The organism is uncultured Thalassospira sp., assembly GCF_963976115.1.
GTDB lineage: Bacteria > Pseudomonadota > Alphaproteobacteria > Rhodospirillales > Thalassospiraceae > Thalassospira.
The window spans coordinates 1-24012 of sequence record NZ_CAXBJJ010000025.1; the positions used below are offsets into that span (position 1 = coordinate 1).

Below are 24012 nucleotides of genomic sequence, written 5' to 3' on the forward strand. Positions count from 1 at the left end.
GTCGAAATCCTTGTCCGTAAACCCATTACGCCCTGCGGACTTCTCCTTACCAGGCAGCAGACTGAGCTGGCAAAATGGGTCATATTAAAGGAAACGTGCTTTAGTTGGCTTCGGCTGTCTCACTGGGCTGATAAATAAACCCGTGCGACGGGTAAATTCGGCCAAATGTGCCAATGGTGTTCATCAGGCGTAACTGGGTCCAGTCATTTTTGGGCGAAACATCCTCGACCGGCTGGCGCAAATGCACCTTGCCACGCGTGCGCGAATCACTGCCCCAATTGGCCTGGTTTACCAGGATATGACGTTTATCAAGAACAGCCGCGACCACAGCAACATGGCCATAACGCAAGCGTTTGGTTTTTTTGAATGCCAGGACCGACCCGACAACCGGCACATGACCCCGTTTGAACTGGTTTTGGGCCTTGGACCACCAGGTCCAGGCATCGCCATAAATTTCAATACCCGAAACTGCGCGCGCATAAGGCACACATTGCAAAAACGCGTCGGTCGGGGGAAAATTGTTTAACCGCGAAGAAGGCAGCGAAACACGGGAAATCTGGGTAACACGCGCGTCGCGATCAAAATCGGGCTGAACAGATACACCGGTCGCACTATTGGCGGTAGAAAAACACCCGGCAAGAATCAAACTCAGACAAACAATCGCAACCTGACGCATTCCACGACCCCCAAATAACTGCATTCCACCATACCCTATCGATATTTAAACAAGTGTTTACACAGTCACTTCCACGCCATGCTTATGACCCGGAATTAAGTTACTCTGCCGCCGATAGGCGAGGTAACACAACCCGGCCAAGCTGCCAGATCGCTACCAATGCCACCAGCATAATCAATAATCCGGCACAACCCGCCGTTAAGCGGATGTCACTTCATTGCGAGATGGCGCCCAAAATGGTGCCCCCAGCGCAACGCCGCCAAAACTGGTTGCGCCCCAGAAGCTCATTACACGGCCTCGCAGGGTGTTGTCGACAGTCAATTGCAAGGCTGTTTGCCAGCCCACCCCCATCGCTGTCAGGCCAAACCCCGCCAATCCGACCAAAAACACCGCCAATTCAAACCACCGGCAAAAACACAAACCCCGATCCGAAATCACACCCAAAATCGGGCCGAGATTAAAAGCTGGTGCAAAATGCGGGGCGGCGCAGGGATATCGCAGGGCATAAAGGTGTCGTAATAATCTGTCGGTTAACAGGGACAATGCCGCCGGTACGTACCCGATGACCCATCAGCGCATATGACCATAACCATGGCACGCGGGTTGCTATCCTGATTGTGATATACCGGTGGCTGGCAACGCCATGATTTATCCACATATAAAGTATAATGTCAGATCAATAACAAGCACAAATGCGCAACCGCTTCGCAGGGAAAGGTTCGTCATGACGACTGATTTCAACCAGATTGAACGCGAACAGTTCGCCCTTCATCCTGCGGCCTGCGAATGGACGATGCGCGCCATGAGCGTGCTGCGCAACCGCGTTGACATTAATATCAAACTGCATGGCGACCGCGACCATATCGCCAAGGGCGACATTTTCATGTTCAACCATTTCGCCCGGTTTGAAACCTTTATCCCACAATATTTAATTGCACTGGAAACCGGCATCTATTGCCGTTCGGTGGCATCAGCCGAATTTTTTGCCGAAAACAATGCCCTGTCAAAATATCTGCGCGCACTGGGCGGGGTGCCCAACAATTACGTCCGGCTATTGCCATTTATGGCCGAAGAAATATTGCGCGGCGGCAAGGTCGTGATTTTCCCCGAGGGCGGCATGGTCAAGGATCGCCGGGTGATGACCGACGATAGCCCCTATGTCGGGGGCAAGCCCGATTACAGTATTTATTCGCGCTCGGCCGATCAAAGGCGCGCCCATCATACCGGGGCGGCGGTACTGGCACTAGGCCTTGACGGCTTTAAAACCGGGCTTGGCTGGCTGATCAATCATGGCTGCCCCGACGAGGCCCTGCGCTGGGCCGATATCATCGGTGTAAGCCCCGAACAGTTGCGCACCGCCATTGCCAAACCCACCCTGATGTTTCCCGCCAATATTACCTTTCACCCGCTGCGCGTTGACCAGAATTTTCTCGCCCGCGGGGCAGAAATGTTTATGGGCGGTCTCAGTCCGAAAATGGCCGAAGAACTTGTTATCGAAGGCAACCTGATCCTTAAGGAAACCGATATGGATATCCGCCTTGGGGAACCGGTTTTGCCCCATGAAAGATTTAACTGGCTGGACCGGCGCTTGCTGGCCCGCATGGTGCGCCACGCCAAAACCATCGACGACCTGTTTCGCCCGGCAAAAGACCTGCCACATCTAGGGGACCGGGTTATTCAAACTACCTTAACCCGGCATGTGCATCCCCTGCGCGACCAGTGCATGGCAGTGATGTATTCCAACATCACCCTGAATGTCAGCCATTTGGCCGCGCGGTTAATGAAAATGATGCTCGCCGATGGTGAAACCAGTGTTGATATCGACCGGTTTGATAAAATCATTTATCTGGCGATCAAAAATGTGCAGCAAGCCGCCAATGTGCATTTGCATCGCGGCATTCGCAACCCGGCAGCCTATATCGGTATCTTCAATCTTAAATGTCCGCAAATTCGCCAGTTCATCGACAGCGCAGTTCAGCTTGGCCTGATCGAACGCTGCGATGGAAAATATTGCTTTTTACCCAAATTGCAGGCCGAAGCCGGCTTTGACCAAATCCGTATGGACAACCCGGTGATGGTCTATGCCAATGAAATGGCCCCGATCCAACCGGCCTGGGATGCGTTAAAAGCCGCACGCAAACAAATCGATAAAAACCAGCCCGGCGACTATGCCCGCCTGCGTTTTGACGATGAAATACGCGCCTGGAAATGGAACTGGCAAAAATTTCACCGTCCCCGGTTTGCCGCCATCAACGATCAGGAAACGGCATCATTGTCGGGCGAACCCTATTTGCATTTGCCCCAACCCGCCCGGCACAGCAAAACCGGGATTCTGGTGGTGCATGGTTTTCTAGCCTCCCCGGCAGAGCTTCGCAATGTGGGCGATGCCCTTGGTGCCAAAGGCCATGCCGTGCTTGGCGTGCGCTTGTCCGGGCATGGAACATCGCCGCATGATTTGCAAACCCGTAACTGGCAGGACTGGCTGGCATCGGTCGCGCGCGGCTATGACATTCTGTCGGCCTTTTGCGACCGGGTTGTGATTGTCGGCTTTTCAACCGGCGCAGCCCTGAGCGCCATTTTCGCCGCCCGCCACCCCGAAAGGCTGGCCGGGCTGGTCATGGCCAGTTCACCGTTAAAATTTCGCAATCGCAATCTGATGTTTGTGCCCTTGTTATATGGTGCCAACAAATTAATGGGCTGGGTGCCCAATGCGGGCGAAATGCTGGGTTTTCGGCCCAACCAGTCCGAACACCCGGAAACCAATTACCGGCATATTCCGATTAACGGCCTGTATCATTTGCGCCGGGCTGTTGCCGAAATGAACGAAAAACTGGCCCATATTGATGTTCCGGTTCTGATCATGCAGGCCGACAATGACCAGGTTGTGGACCCGGCCAGTGCCAATATGATTGCCCGGCGTTTAACCGGCACCCAAAATAAAACCGTTAAAATGCTGCCATCTGACCGCCACGGCATTTTAAACGAAGACATCGCCGGTGCTGTTTATCTGGTGATGGAATTTGTTGCTAAAGCCGATCAGGCCGAACTGCCGATTTCATCGCCACCGTTAGAAATAACCAATGTGCACGACAACAAAACAGCGCAAATTGCGCCCCCTGACCCCGCAATTGCCGCCATCCCGGTGATCAGCGCCCGGGAAAAAAGCCGTTCAATACTGGCCCGCGCCGGATTTGGCAAATCAGCAACGGCCAACACCAAAGAACCCGCACAGACCGTACCGACCGATCCCGCCGAATTGCCCACAAACCTTACCCCGGCACAGCCGGAATAACCTGTTTCATATCAGGTTGACGATGAAGAAAGGTAATCTCGATCACGCCGGAAACCTCAATGTCATCTTGTGTCGAAATCACCTTGTGTCGCGATTTGCGCCCTTATGCAGCTGCCACAATTTCAATCTCCACCAGCCATTCAGGCATCAGCGTCTGCACAACAATCGCCGTGGTCGGAACGCGTCGTTCGCCGAGGATATGAAGACGGGCATTCTGGTTCGCCTCGACAAACGATACGTCTGACAAATAGCTTGTGACGCGGACGATATTTTCAGGCGTCATATCGGCCTCTGCCAGAATGCGGCGAATATTGGACCATAACAATGACAACTGGTCACCAAGGTCACCAGGCGCCGTGCCATCAATATCAAGCCCCATGGTGCCACTCACGAACAAGAAGCGGGCAGCGCCGGTCACTTCCATCGCATGAACATAATCGGGTGTGGCCGGGTAGATGCCATTGTCAGGATTTTTTGGTGTCATCTGCATGTTGAATCTCCTTTTGCCAGAGGATAAAATCACGGAATAATTTTCTGAAAAACAGGATTTTACCGAATGAATAAAGAAACAGATGATGTTCCGCAGAATGATCGACCGGCTCGCCCCCTGGACGCTTTTGACCGAAAAATATTAAGATCGCTTGTTGAGGATGCGCGCTTGTCCTATGCGGAAACAGGAGAAGCAGCAGGGTTATCTGCGCCAGCAGTGCATGAACGCGTCAAAAGGCTCCGGGCTTCCGGCGCCCTGAAGGGAATGCAAGCGACACTGGACGGCGCACTGGTGGGCAAACCATTTCTGGCCTTTGTCCATGTCGACGCGGACGGCTGGGGCAAAAGCCAGCGCATGATCCGGTTAAAAGCATTTCCCGAAGTCGAGGAAATGCACTCTGTGGCCGGGGATACCTGTGTGATCTTGAAGGTCAGAACCGCCAGCGCCCTGGCAATGGAGCAGTTCCTTTCACAGCTTTATGTCCTGCCAGGCGTCAGAGGAACGAAAAGCTATGTCGTTTTGTCGACTTATCTTGAACGACCGGTTCAGGCAGACGTTACCCGTGAATGGCCGCAAGTGCCAATGCCACCTGAATGAACAGCAACTAATCCCACAACATTCCTGTGAAAAATTTACACCCGAAGGTTCCTGTGAAACTCGATGCCATTTATCAAAACCGCGATTTGGTCGCCCTTTATGATGCCCTTAACCCGGCGGGTACGGACACCGCATTTTATGAGAAAATAGCCGAGGATGCCAACGCGATATTGGATATCGGCTGTGGCACTGGCCTGTTAACCGCGCGTCTGGCACAGCAGGGCAAAGATGTAACTGGCATAGACCCGGCTTTGGAAATGCTGACCATTGCCCGCCAGCGCCCGGCAGGCACGCTTGTCAACTGGCAGCAGGGCGATGCGCGTTCCCTGTCACTGGGCCGCACGTTTGATCTTGTCATTATGACCGGGCATGTCTTTCAGGTTTTCCCCGGTAATCAGGATGCATTGGCAGCCCTAACCACGGCCTTTAACCATCTGTCGCCGGGCGGAAAACTGGTATTTGAAAGCCGTAACCCGAAAATTCAGAGCTGGCGCGATTGGACACCGGAAAAAACCCGGAAAACGATCTACCTTGCCGATATTGGCGATGTCACGGTTGAACATGACCTGCAATCGGTTGACGGCGAATATGTGACGTTTCAAACCCGGCATTATTTCCCCGGCACACCCACTCCACAGGTCATCACCAGCCACAGCACCTTGCGCTTCATGGATCGCGATAGCATGACCAACCTTCTGATCAAGGCCGGGTTTGGTACAATTACCTGGCTGGGGACCTGGCAGGGCGACCCGGTGCAAGAAAACAGCCCGGAGCTGATCGCCATTGCTGTTCGTGAGTGATAGCATATCTCGACGAGAATAACGCATGGAGATCTGGTTGGGTGTAACAGTGCCGCGCGGCTTGTGAGCGATTGGCAAGGGCTCTATGAGCCCGCCCGTTGACTGAGGGCCTCATTGATCGGTTTCGATCAATAAAGTTTGCTATGGGTCCAAACGCAACACAATGCCATGCCATCATCTGCCGCCGCGCCGCCCCAACAAAGACCGGCGATCGCACCGCATCACAGAAAGGAACAAAACCATGCCGATCTATGACAAACAGGATTATCCAACGGTTGATGTGCGTCGTTTTCTGGAGCCCGGGCCCGTTGTGCTGGTCAGTTCGGCACATAAGGGCGAGACCGACATCATGACCATGGGCTGGCACATGATAATGGAATTTAGCCCCGCCCTGGTCGGCTGCATCATTTCACCCGCCAATCACAGCCACGAACTGGTCCGGCGCAGTGGCGAATGCGTGATCAACGTTCCCACAATTGAACTTGCCAACCAGATGGTTGATATCGGCAACAGCACCGGCACCCGGATCGATAAATTCAAGGAATTTGGCCTGACCGCGCACACGGGCAATATCGTACATGCCCCCATGATCGGTGAATGTTTTGCCAGTTTTGAATGTAGGCTGGCCAAGGACGACATGATTGATGAACTGGGATTTTTCGTCTGGGAAGTGGTCAAGGCCCATGTGGATCAAACCGTCACCGCCCCTAAAACCCTGCATTACCGGGGCCGGGGCGAATTTATGGTAGCCGGAGACAGCCTTGATTTAAGCGCACGTTTCAAACCGGAAATGCTTGTCTTATGATTTTTAAGCTTCATCTGCGAAGATGAAGCCCTGGCTACACCAAGCTTGGTGTAGCCAGGGCGGCGGCTGGATCGACATAGGCTGGGTCGCAAGGGACCGTTTTAAAGTATGATCAGCCACCGTCTTCGCATGAGGCCTGAACGGATACAGAGCGGCGCGAAGCCCTCTACGACAAGCATAGGACACGCGAAGACAATGAAAGATAGCATCGGAATCGATATTTCAAAAGCCACTCTTGACGTCCATCGTCTGAAGACTGGCGAGACCGCGCAATTTGCCAATTCCCCGACCGGTCTGCGTGCCCTGCACCGCTGGATCGGGACGCAGATGCCCGACATTGTTGTCTATGAGGCAACCGGTGCCTATCACCGTGCCCTTGAATGCAGTCTGTCGGGCAAACTGCCTCTGGTGAAGGTCAACCCGCTACAAGCGCGCTATTTTGCGAAAGCCTGCGGGACACGGGCCAAGACCGACACTCTGGATGCGCAGATGCTCGCGACAATGGGGAAGTCGCTCAACCTCTCCCCGGATATGCCAATCGACAAGGACCAGCATGTTCTCAAGGAGTTACAGGTCGCCCGCAAGGCACTCATCAAGGAGCGTACCCGGCTTGGGAACCGTGAGAAAACACAAACCTTTCCGCTTCTGAAACGCCAGTCCAAAGCCCGCCTCGACCAAATTGCACGTCAGCTAATGCAACTCGAAGAAGCCTTGCTGGCCTTGCTCAAACAGTCCCCGAAAAAGGCACGGGCATTTGATATTCTGTGCTCAATCCCCGGTCTTGGCCCCGTCACCGCGATGACCATTCTGGTCGAGTGCCCGGAAATCGGCACCATGACCCGCAAACAGATCGCATCCCTCGTCGGCCTTGCCCCGATGGTCCGACAGTCGGGGCAATGGCGCGGCAAGGCATTCATCCAGGGCGGGCGGAAATTTCTGCGCGATGCGCTTTATATGCCCGCGCTCGTCGCCGCACGCTACAATCCGGATTTGCGGCAGAAATACCAAACCATGACAAAAGCGCAAAAACCTGCAAAAGTTGCCTTGACCTGTTTGATGAGAAAGCTCATCGAACTGGCAAACGCCCTGATCAAACAGGACAGGAAATGGCTGCCAAAAACTGCTTGATCAAGACGGATACTTTAAAGGAAATATACTTTGAAAATGGCCCGAAACCGAATTACCGGGCGGGCCATTCAACGCGCGATGATCATGTTGCGCGCGGTCGCCATTCACGCCGAACCATGATCAGTTTTTGATAAACTTTTGCGCCTGTGCCAGGGCGTCGCTGCGTTCGCTTTCGTGCAGGGGCACAAGGCCGTTATCAACCAGCAACCCTTCGTCACCAATGATGGCATCGGAAACATAGCTGGCGATGAACGGGGCCAGATCGGGAACCAGCTGGCGGTGGTCATCCTTGACATACAGGAACAAGGGACGCGAGCCGGAATAACTGCCATCCAGAATGGTTTCGTAACTGGGTGCGATACCGCCAATTGGAATGCCCTGCATCGACACCATATTGCGTTCCAGGTTGTTAAACCCCATTACCGCATAGGATGTCGGGTCTTTTTCCAGTTTGCTGATCAAAAGCCGGTCGTTTTCGCCTGCTTCGATATAGGCACCATCTGTACGCATGGTCCGGCAGAGAAGGCGAAAGCTGTCAGGCTCGCCGGTTTCCATCGCATTGATGTCGGCAAAGGTTTTACAACCCCGTTCCATCAAAAGCTGGCCTAACAGGTCCCGTGTGCCGGATGTGGGCGGCGGGCCATAAACGCGAATGGCAAGCTCGGGCAAGGAGGGGTCGATGTCGGACCATTTCTGATAAGGGTTGGGCACGCTGGCACCCTGAACCGGCACCGTCCGGGCCAGGGCCAGATAAAGCTGACGCGGGCTTAACTTCATTGCCGGGGCTTCTTTGGAGCCGATCAGGACAATGCCATCATACCCAATGCGGATTTCGGAAATATTGCGCACGGAATTGGCAACACAGACCGCCCGTTCGCTGCCGGTCATCGGGCGCGATGCATCCACAATATCGGGAAATTCATCACCAATGCCACCACAAAACAGCTTGAACCCGCCGCCCGACCCCGTGCTTTCAACCACCGGCGACGGTTTGTCGGTGGTTTTGCCGTAATGTTCGGCAACCTTGGCTGTTAGCGGATACAAAGTAGATGATCCGACAATGCGGATCTGGTCGCGGGCCTGTGCAACATTGGCAGACAAAGCCACACCCAACACCAGTGCGATAACGGCAGAACAAACGGAACGGCGCATCATATCCCCCGATGCAAACACATACTAATCAGATCAGATTTACCAGCACCTTAGTTCTTCCTGGTCTTTTCTTCCATCTTCTTATCATTACCGTTTTCAGACTCGACATCCATTTTCTCGATATTGTCGCGTGCGGCCGTGGCCGCCGGGGTCCCGTCACCCTCCTCAATCACGGCGAGCCAATCCTTGCGGGCGGCGTCTTTATCGCCCGCAATACGGTACAGGTTGCCGCTTTCAAGGTGGGCCTGCAAATGGTCGGGTTGCAGTTCAAGGGCGCGGTTAATGTCGGCGCGGGCAAGGTCGTATGTTTCAAGCGCGCGCCATGCACTGCCGCGATAGACCAGTGCATCAACATTTTTCGGATCAAGGTCCAGCGCCTTGTTCAAATCATCAATGGATTCCCAGAACTGCCCGGCCATGCCCAGTGTCACCGCACGGTCAATCCATAATGACGGGTCCTTGTCGATCAGTTTTAACGCGCGCGTCTGGTCGCGCCAGGCAAATTGCAGGTTGTTCACCATCGTCCAGGCCTGTCCGGCCTGGCCCAGAAACCCGGCCACAATATCGGAGCTTGAGGAACTGTTATCAGCCAGATTATCAAGCTGGGTGGCGGCCTTGGTATAGTCGCCCAAGCCAATCAGGGCGACGGCTGCGCAATGCTGGGCCGGTTCGCCGCCGCCAAGGGCAGCCCACTGGTTGGCACTGTCATAGGCATCTTGCGGTTTTAAGCGGGCCAGTTTCAGGCAGGCGGTATATTGATGGGCGGCTTCGCTTTGCGCACCACCGCTATTGGATTGTGTTTGCGCCATGACAGATGCCGGGGCCACCATCAGCGTTCCCACAAATGCCCCGATCATTCCGCCACGAACGGCTGTAAACAGGGGCAGTCGGCGAAGGCCGGAAAAAGGCGAAACGGTGCGTCCGGGCATGAAATCCTCATTGTGTGACACGGCGTTAACAGAGACATCGATTGTCAGCTCAACATAACCGATTTGCCGACATCCCATGCGATGAAAACGGCAACAAGATGATAGTGTTCCCTTAAAGCCGGTTCATTTTGCGATAAATCTGTTTTTAATTCAGTTCAGGCTTTGCCATTGGCGGTAAAAATACAGGCCCGCACGCGCCATATTTCGGGTGCTCATTGTGCATGGCAGGATGGCAAAGCAAGAGTCTCCTTCTAATCGGGGTGAAAAAATCCTACTGTGCGGCAAAATCAGGTGAAAATCCTGCCTGCAATGAACAAGGCCGTTTTGTTATGACCAACAAGCTTTTTTGTTTCGGTGCCGGTTTTAGCGCCCGTCTGGTGGCGCGCACATTACGGACCGAAGGCTGGGATGTCGCGGGAACCACGCGCAGTGCCGATAAATGCGATGCCCTGATCGCCGATGGCATAACCCCCTATGTGTTCGCCGACGGAATGCCGGTGGCAAATATCGCCAAAGCCCTTACCGGTGTGACCCATGTGCTGGTATCGACCCCGCCCGGTGGCGATGGCGACCCGGTTTTAAACCTGCATCGCGGCGATCTGGCGGCGTTACCATCGCAAACCTGGATCGGCTATTTATCGACCACCGGGGTTTATGGCGACCGTAACGGCGCCGCTGTGGACGAAGATAGCGCCTTGTTGCCCAGTGGCAAGCGCGGCCGACGCCGGGTTGCGGCTGAAAAGGCCTGGTTTGATTTGGGAATGCGCCATGATTTATGCGTGCAATCGTTTCGGCTGGCAGGCATTTACGGGCCGGGGCGCAATGCGCTTGAAACCGTGCGCTCGGGCCGGGCGCGGCGCATTGTCAAACCGGAGCAGGTTTTTTCGCGCATCCATGTCGAGGATATCGCCCGCACCGTTCTGGCATCCATTGCCCGGCCTCATGCGGGTGCGGTCTATAATGTCTGCGATGATGATGCCGCCCCGCCCCAGGACGTGATCGCCTATGCCTGCGGGTTGCTGGGCATTGATCCCCCGGCCGAAGAAGATTTTGCCACCGCATCGCTAAGCCCGATGGCTGCCAGTTTTTACGAAGATAATAAACGGGTGGAAAACGGGCGCATCAAGCGCGAACTGGGTGTTAATTTGCGCTACAATAGCTATCAGGCCGGGTTGAACGCCCTTTTGGACGACATTTTACGCAAAAGCACCGGCGATATTGGGGGAAATTGATAAAACCACATTGTTGACGGGGCTATTGCGTCGTATATAACCCTTTGACAGATGTATCAAAGTGGCCCGCATATCCATGACGGTGACCACCCCCTGAATGGGCAGCCATCGGGCAGCCATCCCTTGGCACGCCATCAGCGCGGACCCTTGAGGCCGACGAGGAGAGAATTTACAATGGATCGTCGTATCATCACCGTATTTGGCGGCACCGGCTTTGTTGGCCGCTATATCGTCAAGCGCTTGCTGGAAGCCGGGTACACTGTACGCGTGCCAACCCGCTTTTTCGAGCGCACGAAAAAACTGAAACCGATGGGATATCTGGGCCAGATGGTTCCGGTGCATTGCGACATCAAGGATGCAGATGCGATTCGTCGCGCTGTGGATGGTGCGGATGCGGTTATTAATCTGGTCGGTATTCTTTATGAACGCGGTGCCAGCAGCTTTATGAACATGCATGTTCTGGCCGCCAAAAAAATTGCCGAGGCCGCAAAAGCGACCGGGGTGAAAACCTTTGTCCATATGTCGGCGCTGGGGGCCAACAAAAACCCGCATTCGCAATATGCCACTTCAAAGCTGGCGGGCGAAAAAGCGGTGCGTTCGGCTTTCCCCGAAGCGGTCATTTTCCGCCCGTCGGTGATTTTTGGCCCGGAAGATAACTTCCTCAACAAATTCGCCAGCATGTCGCGTTTCCTGCCGTTCATTCCGGTCGTCGGTACGCCAGCCTTGCCGCATGTCGATCTGGGCAAGGGATCGGTTGATTTCTTTGGCAAAGGTGGCCCGAAATTCCAGCCGGCTTATGTCGGCGACGTTGCCGATGCCTTTGTTAAGGCGGTCGAAGACAAACATCTGGCCGGTGAAACCTTCGAATTGGGCGGGCCGGAAAAATACAGCTTCCTGCAATTGCTTGAAGATATCCGCGCGTTGACGCGTCAGCGTGTGTGCCTGTTGCCGGTCCCGTTCTGGCTGGCATCGATCCTGGCGTTTTTCATGCAATTCCTGCCCACGCCGCCTTTGACCCCCGATCAGGTCCGGTTGCTGAAAACCGATAATGTGGTGTCCGATGATGCCAAGGGCTTTGCCGATCTGGGGATCGTTCCCAACTGTGTTGAAACGATTGCCCCGGCTTATCTGAAACGCTTCCGTCCGCCGCTTAAAAGTGGCGAGTTCCGCCGTTTTAGCTAAGGTTTGGCATTGGGGCGTAAATCGTCGCCCTGGGCGAACCGGTGATATAATAACGAAATACCCCGCGACAGAAATGTGGCGGGGTGTTTTGTTTGGGCAGGTTATACGAAAATCCGGATGGCAGGATATGCTGCTACATTTCGCCCAGGCCAAGGGCGCGGCCCCGGGCGTTATCCAAATGACGGCGCAGGGCCGTCACAGCGCGGTCCGGGTCACGCGATTCGAATCCGGTGATGATCTCGAGATGGTCGTTCATCACATTGGTCAGCAATTTTTCGTTCAGGCGAAACCGTTCCTGACGGATCAGGCGGATTTTAACGGAATTGACCCGGTAAACATTGGAAATGATCGCGTTATCAAGCGAGTCGATAATGCAGTCATGCAAGGACCAGTCGACAGTCTGGGCGCGTTCCAGCAATTCCGGGGTGATGCCTTTTTCGGCATCTTTTAAAACCGATTCGTGGGCGGCGCGAATTTTACCAATCATGGCATCGGTGGCATTGATGGTAAAAAGGGCGGCGGCCTCAAGTTCAAGAAACATGCGCAGCTGAAACGCATTGCGGACCAGGTCAAGGTCGATATGGGCGACCTGCATGCCGCGTTGGGGAACCGTCGCGATCAGCCCGTCTGCTTCCAGACGGGGAACCAGTTCGCGAATAGCGCCAAGCGGCATGCCGGTAATTTCAACCAGTTCACGCTGAGACAGAAATTGCCCGGGCAATATATCCCGGGCCAGAAGCCGTTCGGTAAAGCTGTCATAGGCGCGGCTGCGAAGGCTGCGTTCTCCTCTGGGCCGGGCGGCTTCTGTCATTGTCTTACCTCGTTGGCGATGCGAACAGGTCGTCGTAACGTTGTGCAAGGGCTTGATACTGCGCTGTGCTCAGTGCTGCAAGGGGCGTGCGTGCGGCGCGCCAGGATTGATCGTTGCCAAGATGGCCAACCAGAGCCTTTACTGCCGGTGTCACCGGATATTGCAGAATGGCTTCGACCAGTTCGGGCAGGCGTTCATCGGCCGGTTTGCCTGCGAGAATCGCGGTCAAAAGGTCGGGGCGGAAATTGGCAACACCGCTAATCGCACCCGCTGCACCCAGGGTAACGCCCCGTGCCAGCAGGCGTTCATCGCCAATCAGAATATCAAGATCGGCAAAGCGTTTCAGAAGTTCTTCGGTGTTTTCCCAGTTTCCTGCCGAATCCTTGACGCCTGTAATCAGGGTCGGAAATTCGGCTTTGAGTGTCGCAACCATGTCCGGCGTGACAGCGGCGGCTGTTACCTGCGGGATATGGTATAAAATGACCTTTAAGCCGCTGGTGGCAATTGCGGTTAACAAGGCGCGGAACCAGCCCAGTTGGCCGTCATCTGCGACACCTTTGAAATAGTAGGGCGGGGCCAGCAAAATGTGTTTGCTGCCCAGATCGGCCGCCTGACGGGCAAAGGCGACGGCATTGGTCAGGGACGATTCGATAATGGCCAATACAATTTTTTCCGCCGGAATGCCTGCGGCGGTCATGGCGTTGTGCGCGCTGACTTTTTCTTCCTGTGACAAAGACGGGCCTTCGCCGGTGGTGCCCCCCAGCGTTACCGAGGTGCAGCCCAGTTCCAGAACATGCTGAACGTGGCGCACAAGCAGGCCGTTATCGACGGTACCGGCAGCCGTAAAAGGGGTGGTCAGCGCGGCAGAAATGCCAAAAGGGCGGGTGGTGTCAAAAGTCATGGAACGTTCCTGTCAGGCAATAGGCCCAAAATAGTGTTTGTTGTTGATGGATTAACTGTTGTGTATCACTAACATGTTAGTTATACAATATGTTTGTTGGCACTATGAACCAGGTTGATTTTCCGCCGGTAGCCATCCAAAAAGAACAATAAACGAAAAAGTTCAGGTTAATAGTCCACGGGAGGACCCTAAATGTTCAAACATCTACCCAAATACACAGCCGGTATTGCAGCGGCGGCCATTCTGGCATTGTCTGGTGTGGCAAACTCGGCCATGGCGGACCCGATTAAATTGCGCATTTCGACCCCGGCGGTTGAAAGCGACTGGCATGCCAAAATGCTGACCGTTTTCAAAGACGAGCTTGAAAAGAAGGCACCGGGCGAGTTCGACGTTGAAATCCATTTGAATGCCAGCCTGTTCAAACAGGGAACCGAGCCCGCAGCAATGCAGCGCGGCAACCTCGATATGGCCATGATTTCCGCCCAGGACATCGCCAAGCAGATTCCGGCATGGTCCGTCTTTACCGCGGGTTACCTGATCCGTGACCCCGATCATCAGCGCCATGTTTTCCACAGCGACATCGGTAAAGAATTTTACAAGATTGTCGCCGATGACATGAATATCGAGATTCTCGATGTGGGTTATCTTGGCACGCGTCAGCTTGATCTGCGTGGCGACAAGAAAATTGAAACCCCGGCCGATCTTGCCGGTGTGAAACTGCGGATGCCGGGTTCCGATGCCTGGTTGTTCCTTGGCAATGCCCTGGGTGCGAATGCTACCCCGTTGGCCTTTGGTGAAGTTTACACCGGCCTTCAGACCGGCACGATTGATGCGCAGGACAACCCGTTGCCGACCGTTAAAGCTGCCAAGTTTTATGAAGTGACCAATCAGATTGTTCTGACCGGTCATCTGGTCGATGCCGTGTTCTTGTCGATGGCCAAGAAAACCTATGATGGCCTGAGCGAAGAACAGCAGAAAATCGTCCATGATGCGGCCGAAGTTGCGACACTTTATAACAATGTGCACCGCATTGGAGATGAAGAAAAGCTGATCGAATTTTTCAAGGAACAGGGCCTGAAGGTTTATAAACCTGATGTCGCAGCCTTCCGCGAAAAAGTTCAGAAAGCCTATCTGAATTCCGATTTCGCCAAAGACTGGCCGAAAGGCATTGTCGAGCGCATCAACGCAATTAAGTGAGCCTGGTTGTGCGATCATTTCGATCGATAATGAAAAAAGGTTGCGAGGGCATCGCGGTGACATTGTTCATCGCGATGTTCGCGACCTTTCTTTTGCAGATCTTTTCCCGCTATGTCCTGAATGCCCCCCTGGGCTGGACGGTCGAGGTCTGCGTTATTTTGTATATTTGGCTGGTGTTCTGGACTGCGGCCTTTTTGTTGCGCGATAGTGAACATGTTTCGTTCAACATGCTGTTTTTGATGGCCAATCCGCGTCAGAAACGGGTGATGGCGATATTGGGCATTTTCTGTATCGGTGCAGCGATGGCCGCAGGTCTGCCGGTGATTATCGATTATGTGCAGTTCATGCGCATTGAAAAGGCACCGGTCACACGCATTCCGCTTGATTACATTTATGCGATTTTCCCGGTTTTTGTCATCGCGGTGGTGATCCGCTCGGCGGTGTCCTTATATCGGTTGTTTACCCCGCGCTGGCGCGCTGAAGTCGACGCCATTGCCGGTGAGCAACAAGAAGAACAAGCACAAAGGGATCTGCCATGAGCCTGGCCTTTATGTTTAGCCTTGGCGGATTTTTGCTGCTGGGCGCGATTGGCATGCCGATTTCACTGGCGGCCTTTGCATCCTCCATCGCCTATCTGTTCATGACCGGGCAGGATGTGGGGCTGGTGGCCGAACAGTCGTTGAACGGGCTGTTTAACAGCTATGTTTTGCTGGCCGTGCCACTGTTCATTCTGGCTGCCAATTTTATGAATGCCGGGACGATCAGTGACCGGTTGCTGAATTTCTGCGTGGCCATTGTCGGCCGGATGCGGGGTGGGCTTGCCCATGTGAACGTGCTGGCAAGTTTGATCTTTTCGGGCATGTCGGGGTCGGCCATTGCCGACGCGGCGGGTATTGGCCGCGTGATTATTGACCTTATGTGTCGCAACAATCGTTATCCGCCGGGCTATGCGGCGGCATTAACTGCGGCATCAAGCGTGATCGGGCCGATCATTCCGCCCTCGATCCCCATGATCCTTTATGCCCTGATTTCCGATACCTCGATCGGGTTTCTGTTTTTGGGCGGGATTGTGCCGGGTCTGTTGCTGGCCCTGGTTTTGATGATTTTAAACGCCATTACCGCGCGGCGACGCAATTTTGCCCGCGATGAGGCGGTGCCCCTGCGCGATATTCCCAGGCTGACCATGCGGGCGTTTCCGGCCCTGATGTTGCCGGTTATTTTGCTCTATGGCATTTATGGCGGTGTAACAACCCCGACCGAGGCCGCCGCCGTTGCTGCGGTCTATGCCCTGATCCTGTCGGTGCTTTTCTATCGTTCGCTGACCTGGAAGGATTTTTACAAGCTGGTGCTGGACGGGGCCCGTTCGACATCGGTGGTGGGGTTGATCATTGCATCGGCACTGGTGCTGAATTATCTGGTCGCCAGCGAAAATGTTCCTGCGATGGTGGCAGGCCAACTGGCCGGGCTGGAAATGTCGCCGGTGGTGTTTTTGCTGGGCGTTAATGTGCTGATCCTGCTTTTGGGCTGTTTGTTTGATGCAACGACCCTGCTGCTTATCGTGGTGCCGCTGTTTTTGCCTGCCGCGAAAATGCTGGGCATCGACCTTGTGCATTTTGGCGTGGTGATCACGGTCAATATCATGATCGGTCTGGTGACACCGCCTTATGGCGTGGTGCTGTTTGTACTGAACGGTGTGACCGGCATTCCGCTGCGCGATATTATCCGCGAAATCTGGCCGTTTATCTTTGTGCTGCTGCTGGCCTTGCTGGCAATGACGCTGATCCCTTCCATCGTGTTGTGGCTGCCCCGCATGTTTGGTTATGGCGGTTAACCGGCCTGACTTTTTGATGGCGACCCGGAATAAACACACCCCCCGCAAGCGATGCTGCGGGGGGTGTGTCTCGTCCGCCCTCTGGAGAAGCTCTAAAGGGCAAAGCCGAACCTGGCCGGGGGTAAACCAGTTCGTCTTCTTTCCGGTGGTCAGTCGGCGCGCACGCGGCTGACAAAATTATTGGCCTCAAGTTGCAGGTTCTGCGTTCTTGTCAGCACATCATTTGCAACATTCCGGGCGTGGCTGGCAAGGTCCTGTACCATGCTGGCGGTTTGCGAAACACTTTCCATATTGGCCGATACATGGCGAACGCCATTGGCGGCTTCTTCGGAACCGGTGGCAATTTCGCCGGTCGCAGCCCCCTGTTGGCGCATTGCTGCCCCGATCGAGGCCGATATGACATCCATTTCGCCAATGGTCTGCGCGATTGCCGAGATCGTTTCAACGACCTCTTTGCTGACCGTGCGCATTTCTTCGATCTGGCGGCCAATATCGTCGGTGGCGCGCTGGGTCTGGGTGGCAAGGTTTTTGACCTCTCCGGCCACCACGGCAAAGCCCTTGCCAGCATCACCGGCGCGTGCGGCCTCGATGGTGGCATTCAGGGCAAGAAGGTTGGTTTGGTCGGCGATATTGGTGATCAGATCGATCACTTCGCCGATGCGCGATGCGGTTTCAGACATATGACGGACGGTTTTGTCCGAACTGCGGGCCTGATTGACGGCATTTTGCGAAATTTCCTCGGCCTTGCTGATCTGGCGTTCAATTTCGCGCACCGATGCGGAAAGTTCCTCGGTGGCCGAGGAGACCGAACTGACATTGCGCGATGCCTCGTGCGAGGCATTGGTGACTTCGCGGGCACGTTCGACATTGTTGCCCGCATTGTCGGCCATTTTGCTCATGGTTTCGCCAAGGTCGCCAGCGGCACCTACAAGTTCGGCGACCAGGGCATTGACCGTGGTTTCAAAACCGTCTGCCATTTCCAGCAGGGTCTGGCGGCGCAGTTGTTCGGCGCGTTCTTCGGCGGCTTCGCTTTTTGCCCGCTGGCGCCGGGCTTCCAGCCCGTTCTCGCGAAAGGTTTCAACCGCAACAGCCATATCGGCAATTTCATCATGCCCGTTATTAATAACCGGGGTATCAAGGTCGCCGCCTGCCAGGCGTGTCATGGCACGGTTCAGGCCGATCAGCCGACGCAGAAGGTTGCGCTGGACATAAAGCCACAGAATAAGACCGGAAATCACAATAACGGCCAGGATAACGGCCATCAAGACGGTTTTCGAGGCTTTGATCGTGTCCGCTACCGCGTGGTTGGCTGAGCCGATCTTGCTTTGCATTTGTTCAAGCACCTGTTGGGCGCTTTGGGCGATGTCGGCTGAAATGCTGTTATTCTGGCTGAGAATGTCTTTAAGCGTGGTGCCTGTTTCCAGGCGTTTGCGTTGCAGATCAAACAGGTTCTGATCGGTATTGGGGTTCAGATTGGCATGAATGAGGTCATATTTTTTTTGACTTGCCGTTTTTGCCTGTTCATCGGCAATGCGTTCAATGCCTTGTTTAACCTGGGTCAGTAACGGGTCGGCGCGAAACTTGATACGATCCAGTGCTTCGATATTGTTGGTGCCCAGTATCTGGTCGCCGGTTGCCGGAATTTGAAATGCGTTGGCGCGAAGATCGCCCATGTTCTGGACATTCAGGGCATCGACATCAAGCAGGGTGTTTAATGTATCCTCTGCCTTGGATTCCTGATCTGCATTGCCAATTATGGAATATAGCGAGCTTGCATTGTCGGTCAGATCCATCGCCGCGTTCACACCCAGATCATTGGCAATTTTTTCCAGGGCGATGGCTGCTTCGGCGTTTTGTCCGACCCGTTCTTCAAGTTTTGCTGTCTGGGCAAACAGTGATCGGCGTGTGTCGCTCAAAAGGCGGATATTTTTACCAAGCTGGCCGGTTTTGCTGGAAAAACTGTTTAAAATTTCGGCATCGACACCCAGTTGCGCCAGACGGGCAATATCTGCGCTAATGGTGTTTTCAACCGGTGCGAGCCGGGCCGTCGCGGTGTTGACGGCTTTTTCGTTTTCGGCCGCAGCAACCATGCGGCCAATTTCGGTCAGAGAATTGCTTCTGGCATAAAGTTGCTGGGCGGTAACAAGGGCCGGAATCGCCTTTTCCGATACAATATTTTGTTGTTGTTGTGTGGTTTCAAAAGAAAAAATGCCGATGCCAGCCGCGCTTGCGGCCAGCAGGGCAATCGGTACGATGGCAAGCATCAGGCGCCCGCGCAATCCAAGACGACCAGTCATTCCAACTTCCCCATATACTGGTTGATGTCGTCGTGCGGCAACTTTGGCCGTTCTATCGACGTGGACGTTCCCCCGCCCCTGTTGCGCTGCTAGCGGATATGGGGCCGCAGCCGCACTGTGCCTGTCGTGCGACCCGACCGTATTATCCGTTGCAAGGCAGCAGAAATATTCCGTCTCAGGCTGTCGCTGGCAAGGAGTTTAACCGATTTTTACCTTGTGGCGTGTACGTTGGGGAAAAGTGCAATTCAAGGTATAATATTTCTGGTAATATTGGTGCAAATGGGCAGTTTTCCGCCAATATTGTCATCTTGTTGAAATATTGGCCGGGCATGGCCGAACCCGCCCTTTGGGCAGATTCGGTCCCGTTTCAGTCCTGATGCTGCTTTTGGTCCGAGTCCGGGGCGTGTTTTGGCAAGAGGAAGATTATTGCAAGGCGTGGTGACGGGCGACCTTCTGGACGACGTCGTCGGCGCTGGTTGCATAATCGACAGCCTGAAGGGGTGGGCGTTCGATCATGATGACCGGAATATTCCGGTCGCGGGCGGCAACCAGTTTGCCCTCACTGGCATCCCCGCCACTATTTTTGGTGATGACAACATCAATGTCGTAGCGTTCAAGAAGTTCGTGTTCGCGTTCGACGGTGAAAGGCCCGCGCGCCGACAGCCATTCGCCATTGGCAAGATCAAACGGATGATTTGGGGCTTCTATTGTCCGCACCAGTAACCAGCAATCATGCAGGTTATTAAAATAGTGCAGGTTCCGGCGGCCTATGGCGACGAGCGCACGTTTGCCAACAGTTGGCAGTTTTTGTGCTGCCGCCGCAATATCGGTGGCCGGAATCCAGTTATCGCCTTCGGTCGCGGTCCAGGGTTGGCGATGAAACTGGATACAGGATGTGCCTGTCTGGTTGCAGGCCTCGGCAATATGGCTGGAAATGCGGGTGGCAAAAGGATGGGTGGCGTCAATTACCAGATCAATGCGGTCGCTTTCCAGGGTTTTGACAATCCCTTCCGGTCCGCCAAAACCCCCAATACGAACCGGTACGCCATCGGGCAGGTTGGGGGCACTGGTGCGCCCGGCCAGGGAAAGTTGCAAACGAATATGCGATCCAAATCTGACCAGAAGTTCACTGGCAATACGATTGGCATCGCCGGTGCCACCAAAAATAAGAACATTAAGCGGGGAAAGGTGGTTTTTCAGTCTCAGGTCAGGATCGGACATCGGCAATCAGTTTCCATTTGTTGTGGTGGTTTCAAACCAGACAGATAGCGAAAGGGTACTTTCGCTATCAAACAGGCAAGGTGGGCAAGGTACCAGGCGCATATAGAACGCTACCACGAGGCGACGACTTGCGACTTGCCTGGCGGGGCGGCGGGGCGTGGGGCAGCGGGGTTTTTTGCCTTTTCCGGTCAAAACTGCCCCGCCCGGCCAATCAACCCGCCCTGGCGGTCAAAGATGACCACCTCGATAGCGCAGGCACCATCAATGGTTGCCATGGCGGTTTCACGCGCCTGTCTGGCGATAACCCTGGCTATTGTAACGTTTTCGTCGGCACAAAGTTCCAATACATGGCGGGCAGTATTGGCGGTTTTTATGGCGTCGCACAGATTTTCGCTGGCACCGCTCTGCCGGGCGGTTTCTGCCAGCTTGGCCATATCGACCTGTGATCGGCTGCTATGAAGGTCCATATGCCCTTGTGCCAGCTTGACCAGCTTGGCAAATCCCCCGGCAATTGTGACCTGGGCAACGGGGTTCTTGCGCAGATATTTCAACATCCCCCCGGCAAAATCCCCCATATCAAGTAACGCTTCATCGGGCAGGCCATACAGGGCCTGTATGGCATTTTCCGATGTTTTGCCGGTGGCCCCGGCAACATGGTTGCGCCCGGTGGCGCGGGCCACATCAATGCCGCGATGGATGGAATGGATCCATGCCGAACAGCTAAACGGGATTACAACGCCGGTTGTTCCCAAAACCGATAAGCCCCCGACAATGCCCAGTCGGGGATTCCAGGTTTTTTGGGCGATTTCTTCACCGCCGGGAATGGAAATTTCAATTTCCACATCGGCGGCAACGCCAAACCGGGTGGCCAGTTCGGTAATTTGGCCGATCATCATTTCGCGCGGTTTGGGGTTGATGGCCGGTTCGCCAACTGCGACAGGCAGGCCGGGCTTGGTGACAATGCCCACACCCGCCCCGGCATGAAAGGATATGCCATGACCGGGTTGGGCGTGCCGGACGGTGACAATAATTTCGGCGTGATGGGTGACATCGGGATCGTCGCCTGCATCCTTGATCACGCTGGCACGTGCCCATCCCGGCCCGGTTTCGGCTTTGACCAAATCAAAACACGGGGTTTCGCCGCGCGGCAATGTGATGCAAACCGGATCGGGAAATGCGCCACCCAACAGCGCCTGCCAGGCCGCACGGGTGGCGGCAGTGGCGCAGGCCCCGGTCGTCCATCCTTTGCGAAGCGGGCCTTCGGGTTTGCGGGTCATGATTGCGGGTCTGGTTCCTGTCAGGTGATCGGGCGGGCTATCAAATCAAAGGGGTTATTTTTACCATGCTAGCGGTTTTGGCAAACGGGGGCCATGGTGTCGTTTGCTGAATTTATAACACAAAATAATTGTTCTATTTTTAATATTACCATAAATAATTGGATTTATCTGTTGCCCTGTAGTGGTTATTGCTGTGTAAGATAGCCGGTAACGAGCACCTGTAAAATAGGGATACGCGGCAAGGCCGTGGCGCGGCATCCCCCTCATTCGGATAAGTTTGGCGTATGACAGCACTTGGTATTGATTTTCCGGTATTTGAAGCAGGCTGGGTGTGGCTGGTGGGCGCAGGCCCGGGCGACCCCGGCTTGCTGACCCTGCACGCCGTGAATGCCATGCAGCAGGCCGATGTTGTTGTCTATGATGCCCTGGTGGATGACCGGATTTTAAACTTGCTGCGCCCGGATACCAAACGGATTTATGCCGGGAAACGGGGCGGGCGGCCTTCGGCCCGGCAAACCGACATTTCATTGGAACTGGTTGATCTGGCCCGCCAGGGATTGCGGGTGCTGCGCCTGAAGGGGGGCGACCCGTTTGTGTTTGGCCGGGGCGGTGAAGAAGGGCTGACGCTGGTGGATCACGGGGTGCCGTTTCGAGTGGTGCCCGGCATTACCGCCGGTATTGCCGGGGCGGCTTATGCCGGTATTCCCGCAACCCATCGCGATTGTAATTCAGCGGTGACGTTTGTGACCGGGCATGGGGCCAGCGGCGATGTGCCCGATAACATTAACTGGTCGGCACTGGCGCAAGGATCGCAGGTGCTGGTGATGTATATGGCGATGAAACACCTCGATCGTATCGCAACCGAATTGATTTCTCATGGCCGGCCAGGCGATGAATCTGTTGCCGTCATCAGCCGGGCCACCACCCCCCATCAGCAATTGCTGATTACCACCCTGGCAAAGGCGGCCCGCGACGTTGAAAATGCCAATATGGACCCCCCCGCCATTTGTATTGTCGGCAAGGTGGTTGATTTGCGCGACCGGTTAAACTGGCTGTCGCCACAAGATAATGTATCGGCCGTGCGCCATGTTGCCTTTGATCAGATTTTGGAACTGATCACGACGCCTGGTGAAACCCTTGAAACGCAGCCTGCCCCGAGCGAAAAATAAATCTGGTCATCAACAGATACCGCCGGGCGGGGATTGATCTATATCGTTGTGCTTTGATCGTCGCGCCGTCACAATCGCCGCCGGGCCGGGAAATGGCCGTTTCAACAGGTAGGCCGATGGACGAGCAGCAAATTCTTATTCGCATTATTGAAAGCGGCTGGGCACAGTGCAGTACCGCTGTACGCCAGGATGGCGGTGTGATGGTTACCGCTCTGTTGGCCGGGCTGGTGGGCAGTGTGACCCACTGTGTGGGCATGTGCGGGCCGTTTGTGGTGAGCCAGGTGACGGCGCGGATGGAAAAAATGCCGCTTGATAAAATGTCCGAGTTTCGCCGCTTAACCGGTGCTGCCCTGTTTCCATATCATTTCGGTCGGGTAACAACCTATATTTTCCTTGGGGTTTTGGCCGGTCTGTTTACCGATAGCATCACAGCCCTGGCAAAAGTTTGGTGGATTGGGCCTGTTTTGTTGTTGCTGGCGGCAGTGTTTTTTCTGGTTTATGGCGTGTCGGGCCTGGTTCCCCATCTTGGCGGGTTGCTGCCAGCCGGGGCGGTGGGCAAAACCCGGTCTCGAACGGGGGGATGGCAAATTTGGCAGCGCCATGTTTCCGGTCGGTTAAGTCCGTTTTTTAGCGCGCCGTTCGGGGCGCGGGGCTATGTTCTGGGCATATTGCTGGGGTTTATTCCCTGCGGGTTGATTTACGGGGCGCTGGTTCTGGCGGCGGCGGGCGGGTCGGCCCTTTCGGGTGGCATGGTGATGGCGGCCTTTGGGCTGGGAACGGTGCCGATGCTGTTTGCCACCGGGTGGATCGGCCAATATGCCAGCCGTAAATTTCGCGGTGTGATGGCCCCGGTGGGGCGCGGATTGATGGTGGCCAATGCGGTTGTGCTGGCGTTGCTGGCCTATCATCAGATCGCCTGATGCCCGCTCTTGATGAGGATGGTTCATGAAGAACCGGTTAGGCGCGACGGCGCCGCGCGGCTTGTGACGCGATTGGCAGGGGCTCAAGACCCCGCCCGCCGGTTG

The 24012-nt window shown here is 55.0% G+C and carries 22 protein-coding genes and 1 pseudogene; 13 read left to right on the forward strand and 10 right to left on the reverse strand.

The genetic code is table 11. The features are described 5' to 3' along the window. Positions 1-100: 100 nt before the first annotated feature. On the reverse strand, positions 101-700 hold the full coding sequence (locus tag AAC086_RS21930; RefSeq protein ID WP_339782025.1) for a CHAP domain-containing protein: 600 nt from the start codon (positions 698-700) through the stop codon (positions 101-103). A gap of 174 nt (positions 701-874) precedes the next feature. Next, positions 875-1072, reverse strand: a complete 198-nt coding sequence (locus AAC086_RS21935; RefSeq protein WP_339782027.1) for a hypothetical protein — start codon at positions 1070-1072, stop codon at positions 875-877. 328 nt (positions 1073-1400) lie between these two features. Here AAC086_RS21935 and AAC086_RS21940 point away from each other — a divergent pair, with 328 nt between their 5' ends. Beyond that, positions 1401-3968: an alpha/beta fold hydrolase gene (locus AAC086_RS21940; RefSeq protein WP_339782028.1), complete on the forward strand. Its 2568-nt coding sequence runs from the start codon at positions 1401-1403 to the stop codon at positions 3966-3968. A 103-nt stretch (positions 3969-4071) separates the two neighbouring features. Here AAC086_RS21940 and AAC086_RS21945 read toward each other — a convergent pair whose 3' ends face one another. Next, positions 4072-4458, reverse strand: a complete 387-nt coding sequence (locus tag AAC086_RS21945) for a RidA family protein (RefSeq protein WP_339782029.1) — start codon at positions 4456-4458, stop codon at positions 4072-4074. A 66-nt stretch (positions 4459-4524) separates the two neighbouring features. Here AAC086_RS21945 and AAC086_RS21950 point away from each other — a divergent pair. The 5 genes and pseudogenes from AAC086_RS21950 to AAC086_RS21970 all read left to right on the forward strand — a co-directional run. Continuing rightward, positions 4525-4698: pseudogene (locus AAC086_RS21950) on the forward strand (AsnC family transcriptional regulator); the annotation flags it as partial. A 24-nt stretch (positions 4699-4722) separates the two neighbouring features. Then, positions 4723-5055, forward strand: a complete 333-nt coding sequence (locus AAC086_RS21955) for an Lrp/AsnC ligand binding domain-containing protein (protein ID WP_339782103.1) — start codon at positions 4723-4725, stop codon at positions 5053-5055. 53 nt (positions 5056-5108) lie between these two features. Next, on the forward strand, positions 5109-5855 hold the full coding sequence (locus AAC086_RS21960) for a class I SAM-dependent methyltransferase (protein WP_339782030.1): 747 nt from the start codon (positions 5109-5111) through the stop codon (positions 5853-5855). A gap of 241 nt (positions 5856-6096) precedes the next feature. Then, a complete protein-coding gene (locus tag AAC086_RS21965; protein WP_339782032.1) occupies positions 6097-6660 on the forward strand; it encodes a flavin reductase family protein in 564 nt (187 codons plus the stop codon). Positions 6661-6768: 108 nt separating this feature from the next. Further along, positions 6769-7788 carry an IS110 family transposase gene (locus AAC086_RS21970; RefSeq protein ID WP_339782034.1) on the forward strand — a complete coding sequence of 340 codons (1020 nt, stop codon included), beginning with the start codon at positions 6769-6771 and terminating at the stop codon, positions 7786-7788. A gap of 120 nt (positions 7789-7908) precedes the next feature. Here the strand turns inward: AAC086_RS21970 and AAC086_RS21975 are convergent, their stop codons facing one another. Together AAC086_RS21975 and AAC086_RS21980 are read right to left on the reverse strand one after the other, a co-directional pair. Then, a complete protein-coding gene (locus AAC086_RS21975; protein WP_339782035.1) occupies positions 7909-8943 on the reverse strand; it encodes a substrate-binding domain-containing protein in 1035 nt (344 codons plus the stop codon). Between the two features lie 47 nt (positions 8944-8990). Beyond that, positions 8991-9869, reverse strand: a complete 879-nt coding sequence (locus AAC086_RS21980) for a tetratricopeptide repeat protein (RefSeq protein ID WP_339782037.1) — start codon at positions 9867-9869, stop codon at positions 8991-8993. Positions 9870-10198: 329 nt separating this feature from the next. On the opposite strand from AAC086_RS21980, the gene AAC086_RS21985 reads away from it, so the two are divergent. Then, positions 10199-11101: an SDR family oxidoreductase gene (locus AAC086_RS21985; RefSeq protein ID WP_339782038.1), complete on the forward strand. Its 903-nt coding sequence runs from the start codon at positions 10199-10201 to the stop codon at positions 11099-11101. Positions 11102-11275: 174 nt separating this feature from the next. Continuing rightward, positions 11276-12283, forward strand: coding sequence for a complex I NDUFA9 subunit family protein (locus AAC086_RS21990; protein ID WP_339782039.1), 1008 nt, complete (start codon positions 11276-11278; stop codon positions 12281-12283). 133 nt (positions 12284-12416) lie between these two features. Here AAC086_RS21990 and AAC086_RS21995 read toward each other — a convergent pair whose 3' ends face one another. Beyond that, positions 12417-13094 carry a GntR family transcriptional regulator gene (locus tag AAC086_RS21995; protein ID WP_339782040.1) on the reverse strand — a complete coding sequence of 226 codons (678 nt, stop codon included), beginning with the start codon at positions 13092-13094 and terminating at the stop codon, positions 12417-12419. Positions 13095-13098: 4 nt separating this feature from the next. Continuing rightward, positions 13099-13995, reverse strand: coding sequence for a dihydrodipicolinate synthase family protein (locus tag AAC086_RS22000; RefSeq protein WP_339782042.1), 897 nt, complete (start codon positions 13993-13995; stop codon positions 13099-13101). 192 nt (positions 13996-14187) lie between these two features. Between AAC086_RS22000 and AAC086_RS22005 the strand changes: the two genes are divergently transcribed. From AAC086_RS22005 to AAC086_RS22015, 3 genes are read left to right on the forward strand one after another with little or no spacing between them, the layout of a single operon-like run. Continuing rightward, on the forward strand, positions 14188-15192 hold the full coding sequence (locus tag AAC086_RS22005) for a sialic acid TRAP transporter substrate-binding protein SiaP (RefSeq protein ID WP_339782044.1): 1005 nt from the start codon (positions 14188-14190) through the stop codon (positions 15190-15192). 56 nt (positions 15193-15248) lie between these two features. After that, positions 15249-15731: a TRAP transporter small permease subunit gene (locus AAC086_RS22010; RefSeq protein ID WP_339782045.1), complete on the forward strand. Its 483-nt coding sequence runs from the start codon at positions 15249-15251 to the stop codon at positions 15729-15731. Then, positions 15728-17023, forward strand: a complete 1296-nt coding sequence (locus tag AAC086_RS22015; RefSeq protein WP_339782046.1) for a TRAP transporter large permease — start codon at positions 15728-15730, stop codon at positions 17021-17023. Before AAC086_RS22010 ends, AAC086_RS22015 begins: the two co-directional genes overlap by 4 nt. Before the next feature lie 149 nt (positions 17024-17172). Here AAC086_RS22015 and AAC086_RS22020 read toward each other — a convergent pair whose 3' ends face one another. From AAC086_RS22020 to AAC086_RS22030, 3 genes are all read right to left on the reverse strand, one after another. Beyond that, positions 17173-19320 carry a methyl-accepting chemotaxis protein gene (locus tag AAC086_RS22020; protein ID WP_339782047.1) on the reverse strand — a complete coding sequence of 716 codons (2148 nt, stop codon included), beginning with the start codon at positions 19318-19320 and terminating at the stop codon, positions 17173-17175. 423 nt (positions 19321-19743) lie between these two features. Continuing rightward, positions 19744-20541, reverse strand: coding sequence for a cobalt-precorrin-6A reductase (locus AAC086_RS22025; protein ID WP_339782049.1), 798 nt, complete (start codon positions 20539-20541; stop codon positions 19744-19746). A 188-nt stretch (positions 20542-20729) separates the two neighbouring features. Further along, the gene (locus AAC086_RS22030) at positions 20730-21818 is read right to left on the reverse strand and encodes a cobalt-precorrin-5B (C(1))-methyltransferase (RefSeq protein ID WP_339782050.1); all 1089 of its coding nucleotides are present in this window, start codon (positions 21816-21818) and stop codon (positions 20730-20732) included. Between the two features lie 284 nt (positions 21819-22102). Here AAC086_RS22030 and cobA point away from each other — a divergent pair, with 284 nt between their 5' ends. Both cobA and AAC086_RS22040 read left to right on the forward strand, forming a co-directional pair. Beyond that, positions 22103-22987, forward strand: coding sequence for a uroporphyrinogen-III C-methyltransferase (gene cobA, locus AAC086_RS22035; RefSeq protein ID WP_339782052.1), 885 nt, complete (start codon positions 22103-22105; stop codon positions 22985-22987). A 116-nt stretch (positions 22988-23103) separates the two neighbouring features. Further along, positions 23104-23907 carry a sulfite exporter TauE/SafE family protein gene (locus AAC086_RS22040; protein ID WP_339782054.1) on the forward strand — a complete coding sequence of 268 codons (804 nt, stop codon included), beginning with the start codon at positions 23104-23106 and terminating at the stop codon, positions 23905-23907. The last annotated feature ends 105 nt before the right edge of the window (positions 23908-24012 follow it).

Coding starts and splice junctions, on each gene's coding strand:
- AAC086_RS21930 (WP_339782025.1), bottom strand. CDS start 700: ATGCAGTTATTTGGGGGTCGTGGAATGCGTCAGGTTGCGATTGTTTGT.
- AAC086_RS21940 (WP_339782028.1), top strand. CDS start 1,401: ATGACGACTGATTTCAACCAGATTGAACGCGAACAGTTCGCCCTTCAT.
- AAC086_RS21945 (WP_339782029.1), bottom strand. CDS start 4,458: ATGCAGATGACACCAAAAAATCCTGACAATGGCATCTACCCGGCCACA.
- AAC086_RS21955 (WP_339782103.1), top strand. CDS start 4,723: ATGCAAGCGACACTGGACGGCGCACTGGTGGGCAAACCATTTCTGGCC.
- AAC086_RS21965 (WP_339782032.1), top strand. CDS start 6,097: ATGCCGATCTATGACAAACAGGATTATCCAACGGTTGATGTGCGTCGT.
- AAC086_RS21970 (WP_339782034.1), top strand. CDS start 6,769: ATGATCAGCCACCGTCTTCGCATGAGGCCTGAACGGATACAGAGCGGC.
- AAC086_RS21975 (WP_339782035.1), bottom strand. CDS start 8,943: ATGATGCGCCGTTCCGTTTGTTCTGCCGTTATCGCACTGGTGTTGGGT.
- AAC086_RS21980 (WP_339782037.1), bottom strand. CDS start 9,869: ATGCCCGGACGCACCGTTTCGCCTTTTTCCGGCCTTCGCCGACTGCCC.
- AAC086_RS21985 (WP_339782038.1), top strand. CDS start 10,199: ATGACCAACAAGCTTTTTTGTTTCGGTGCCGGTTTTAGCGCCCGTCTG.
- AAC086_RS21990 (WP_339782039.1), top strand. CDS start 11,276: ATGGATCGTCGTATCATCACCGTATTTGGCGGCACCGGCTTTGTTGGC.
- AAC086_RS21995 (WP_339782040.1), bottom strand. CDS start 13,094: ATGACAGAAGCCGCCCGGCCCAGAGGAGAACGCAGCCTTCGCAGCCGC.
- AAC086_RS22000 (WP_339782042.1), bottom strand. CDS start 13,995: ATGACTTTTGACACCACCCGCCCTTTTGGCATTTCTGCCGCGCTGACC.
- AAC086_RS22005 (WP_339782044.1), top strand. CDS start 14,188: ATGTTCAAACATCTACCCAAATACACAGCCGGTATTGCAGCGGCGGCC.
- AAC086_RS22015 (WP_339782046.1), top strand. CDS start 15,728: ATGAGCCTGGCCTTTATGTTTAGCCTTGGCGGATTTTTGCTGCTGGGC.
- AAC086_RS22020 (WP_339782047.1), bottom strand. CDS start 19,320: ATGACTGGTCGTCTTGGATTGCGCGGGCGCCTGATGCTTGCCATCGTA.
- AAC086_RS22025 (WP_339782049.1), bottom strand. CDS start 20,541: ATGTCCGATCCTGACCTGAGACTGAAAAACCACCTTTCCCCGCTTAAT.
- AAC086_RS22030 (WP_339782050.1), bottom strand. CDS start 21,818: ATGACCCGCAAACCCGAAGGCCCGCTTCGCAAAGGATGGACGACCGGG.
- cobA (WP_339782052.1), top strand. CDS start 22,103: ATGACAGCACTTGGTATTGATTTTCCGGTATTTGAAGCAGGCTGGGTG.
- AAC086_RS22040 (WP_339782054.1), top strand. CDS start 23,104: ATGGACGAGCAGCAAATTCTTATTCGCATTATTGAAAGCGGCTGGGCA.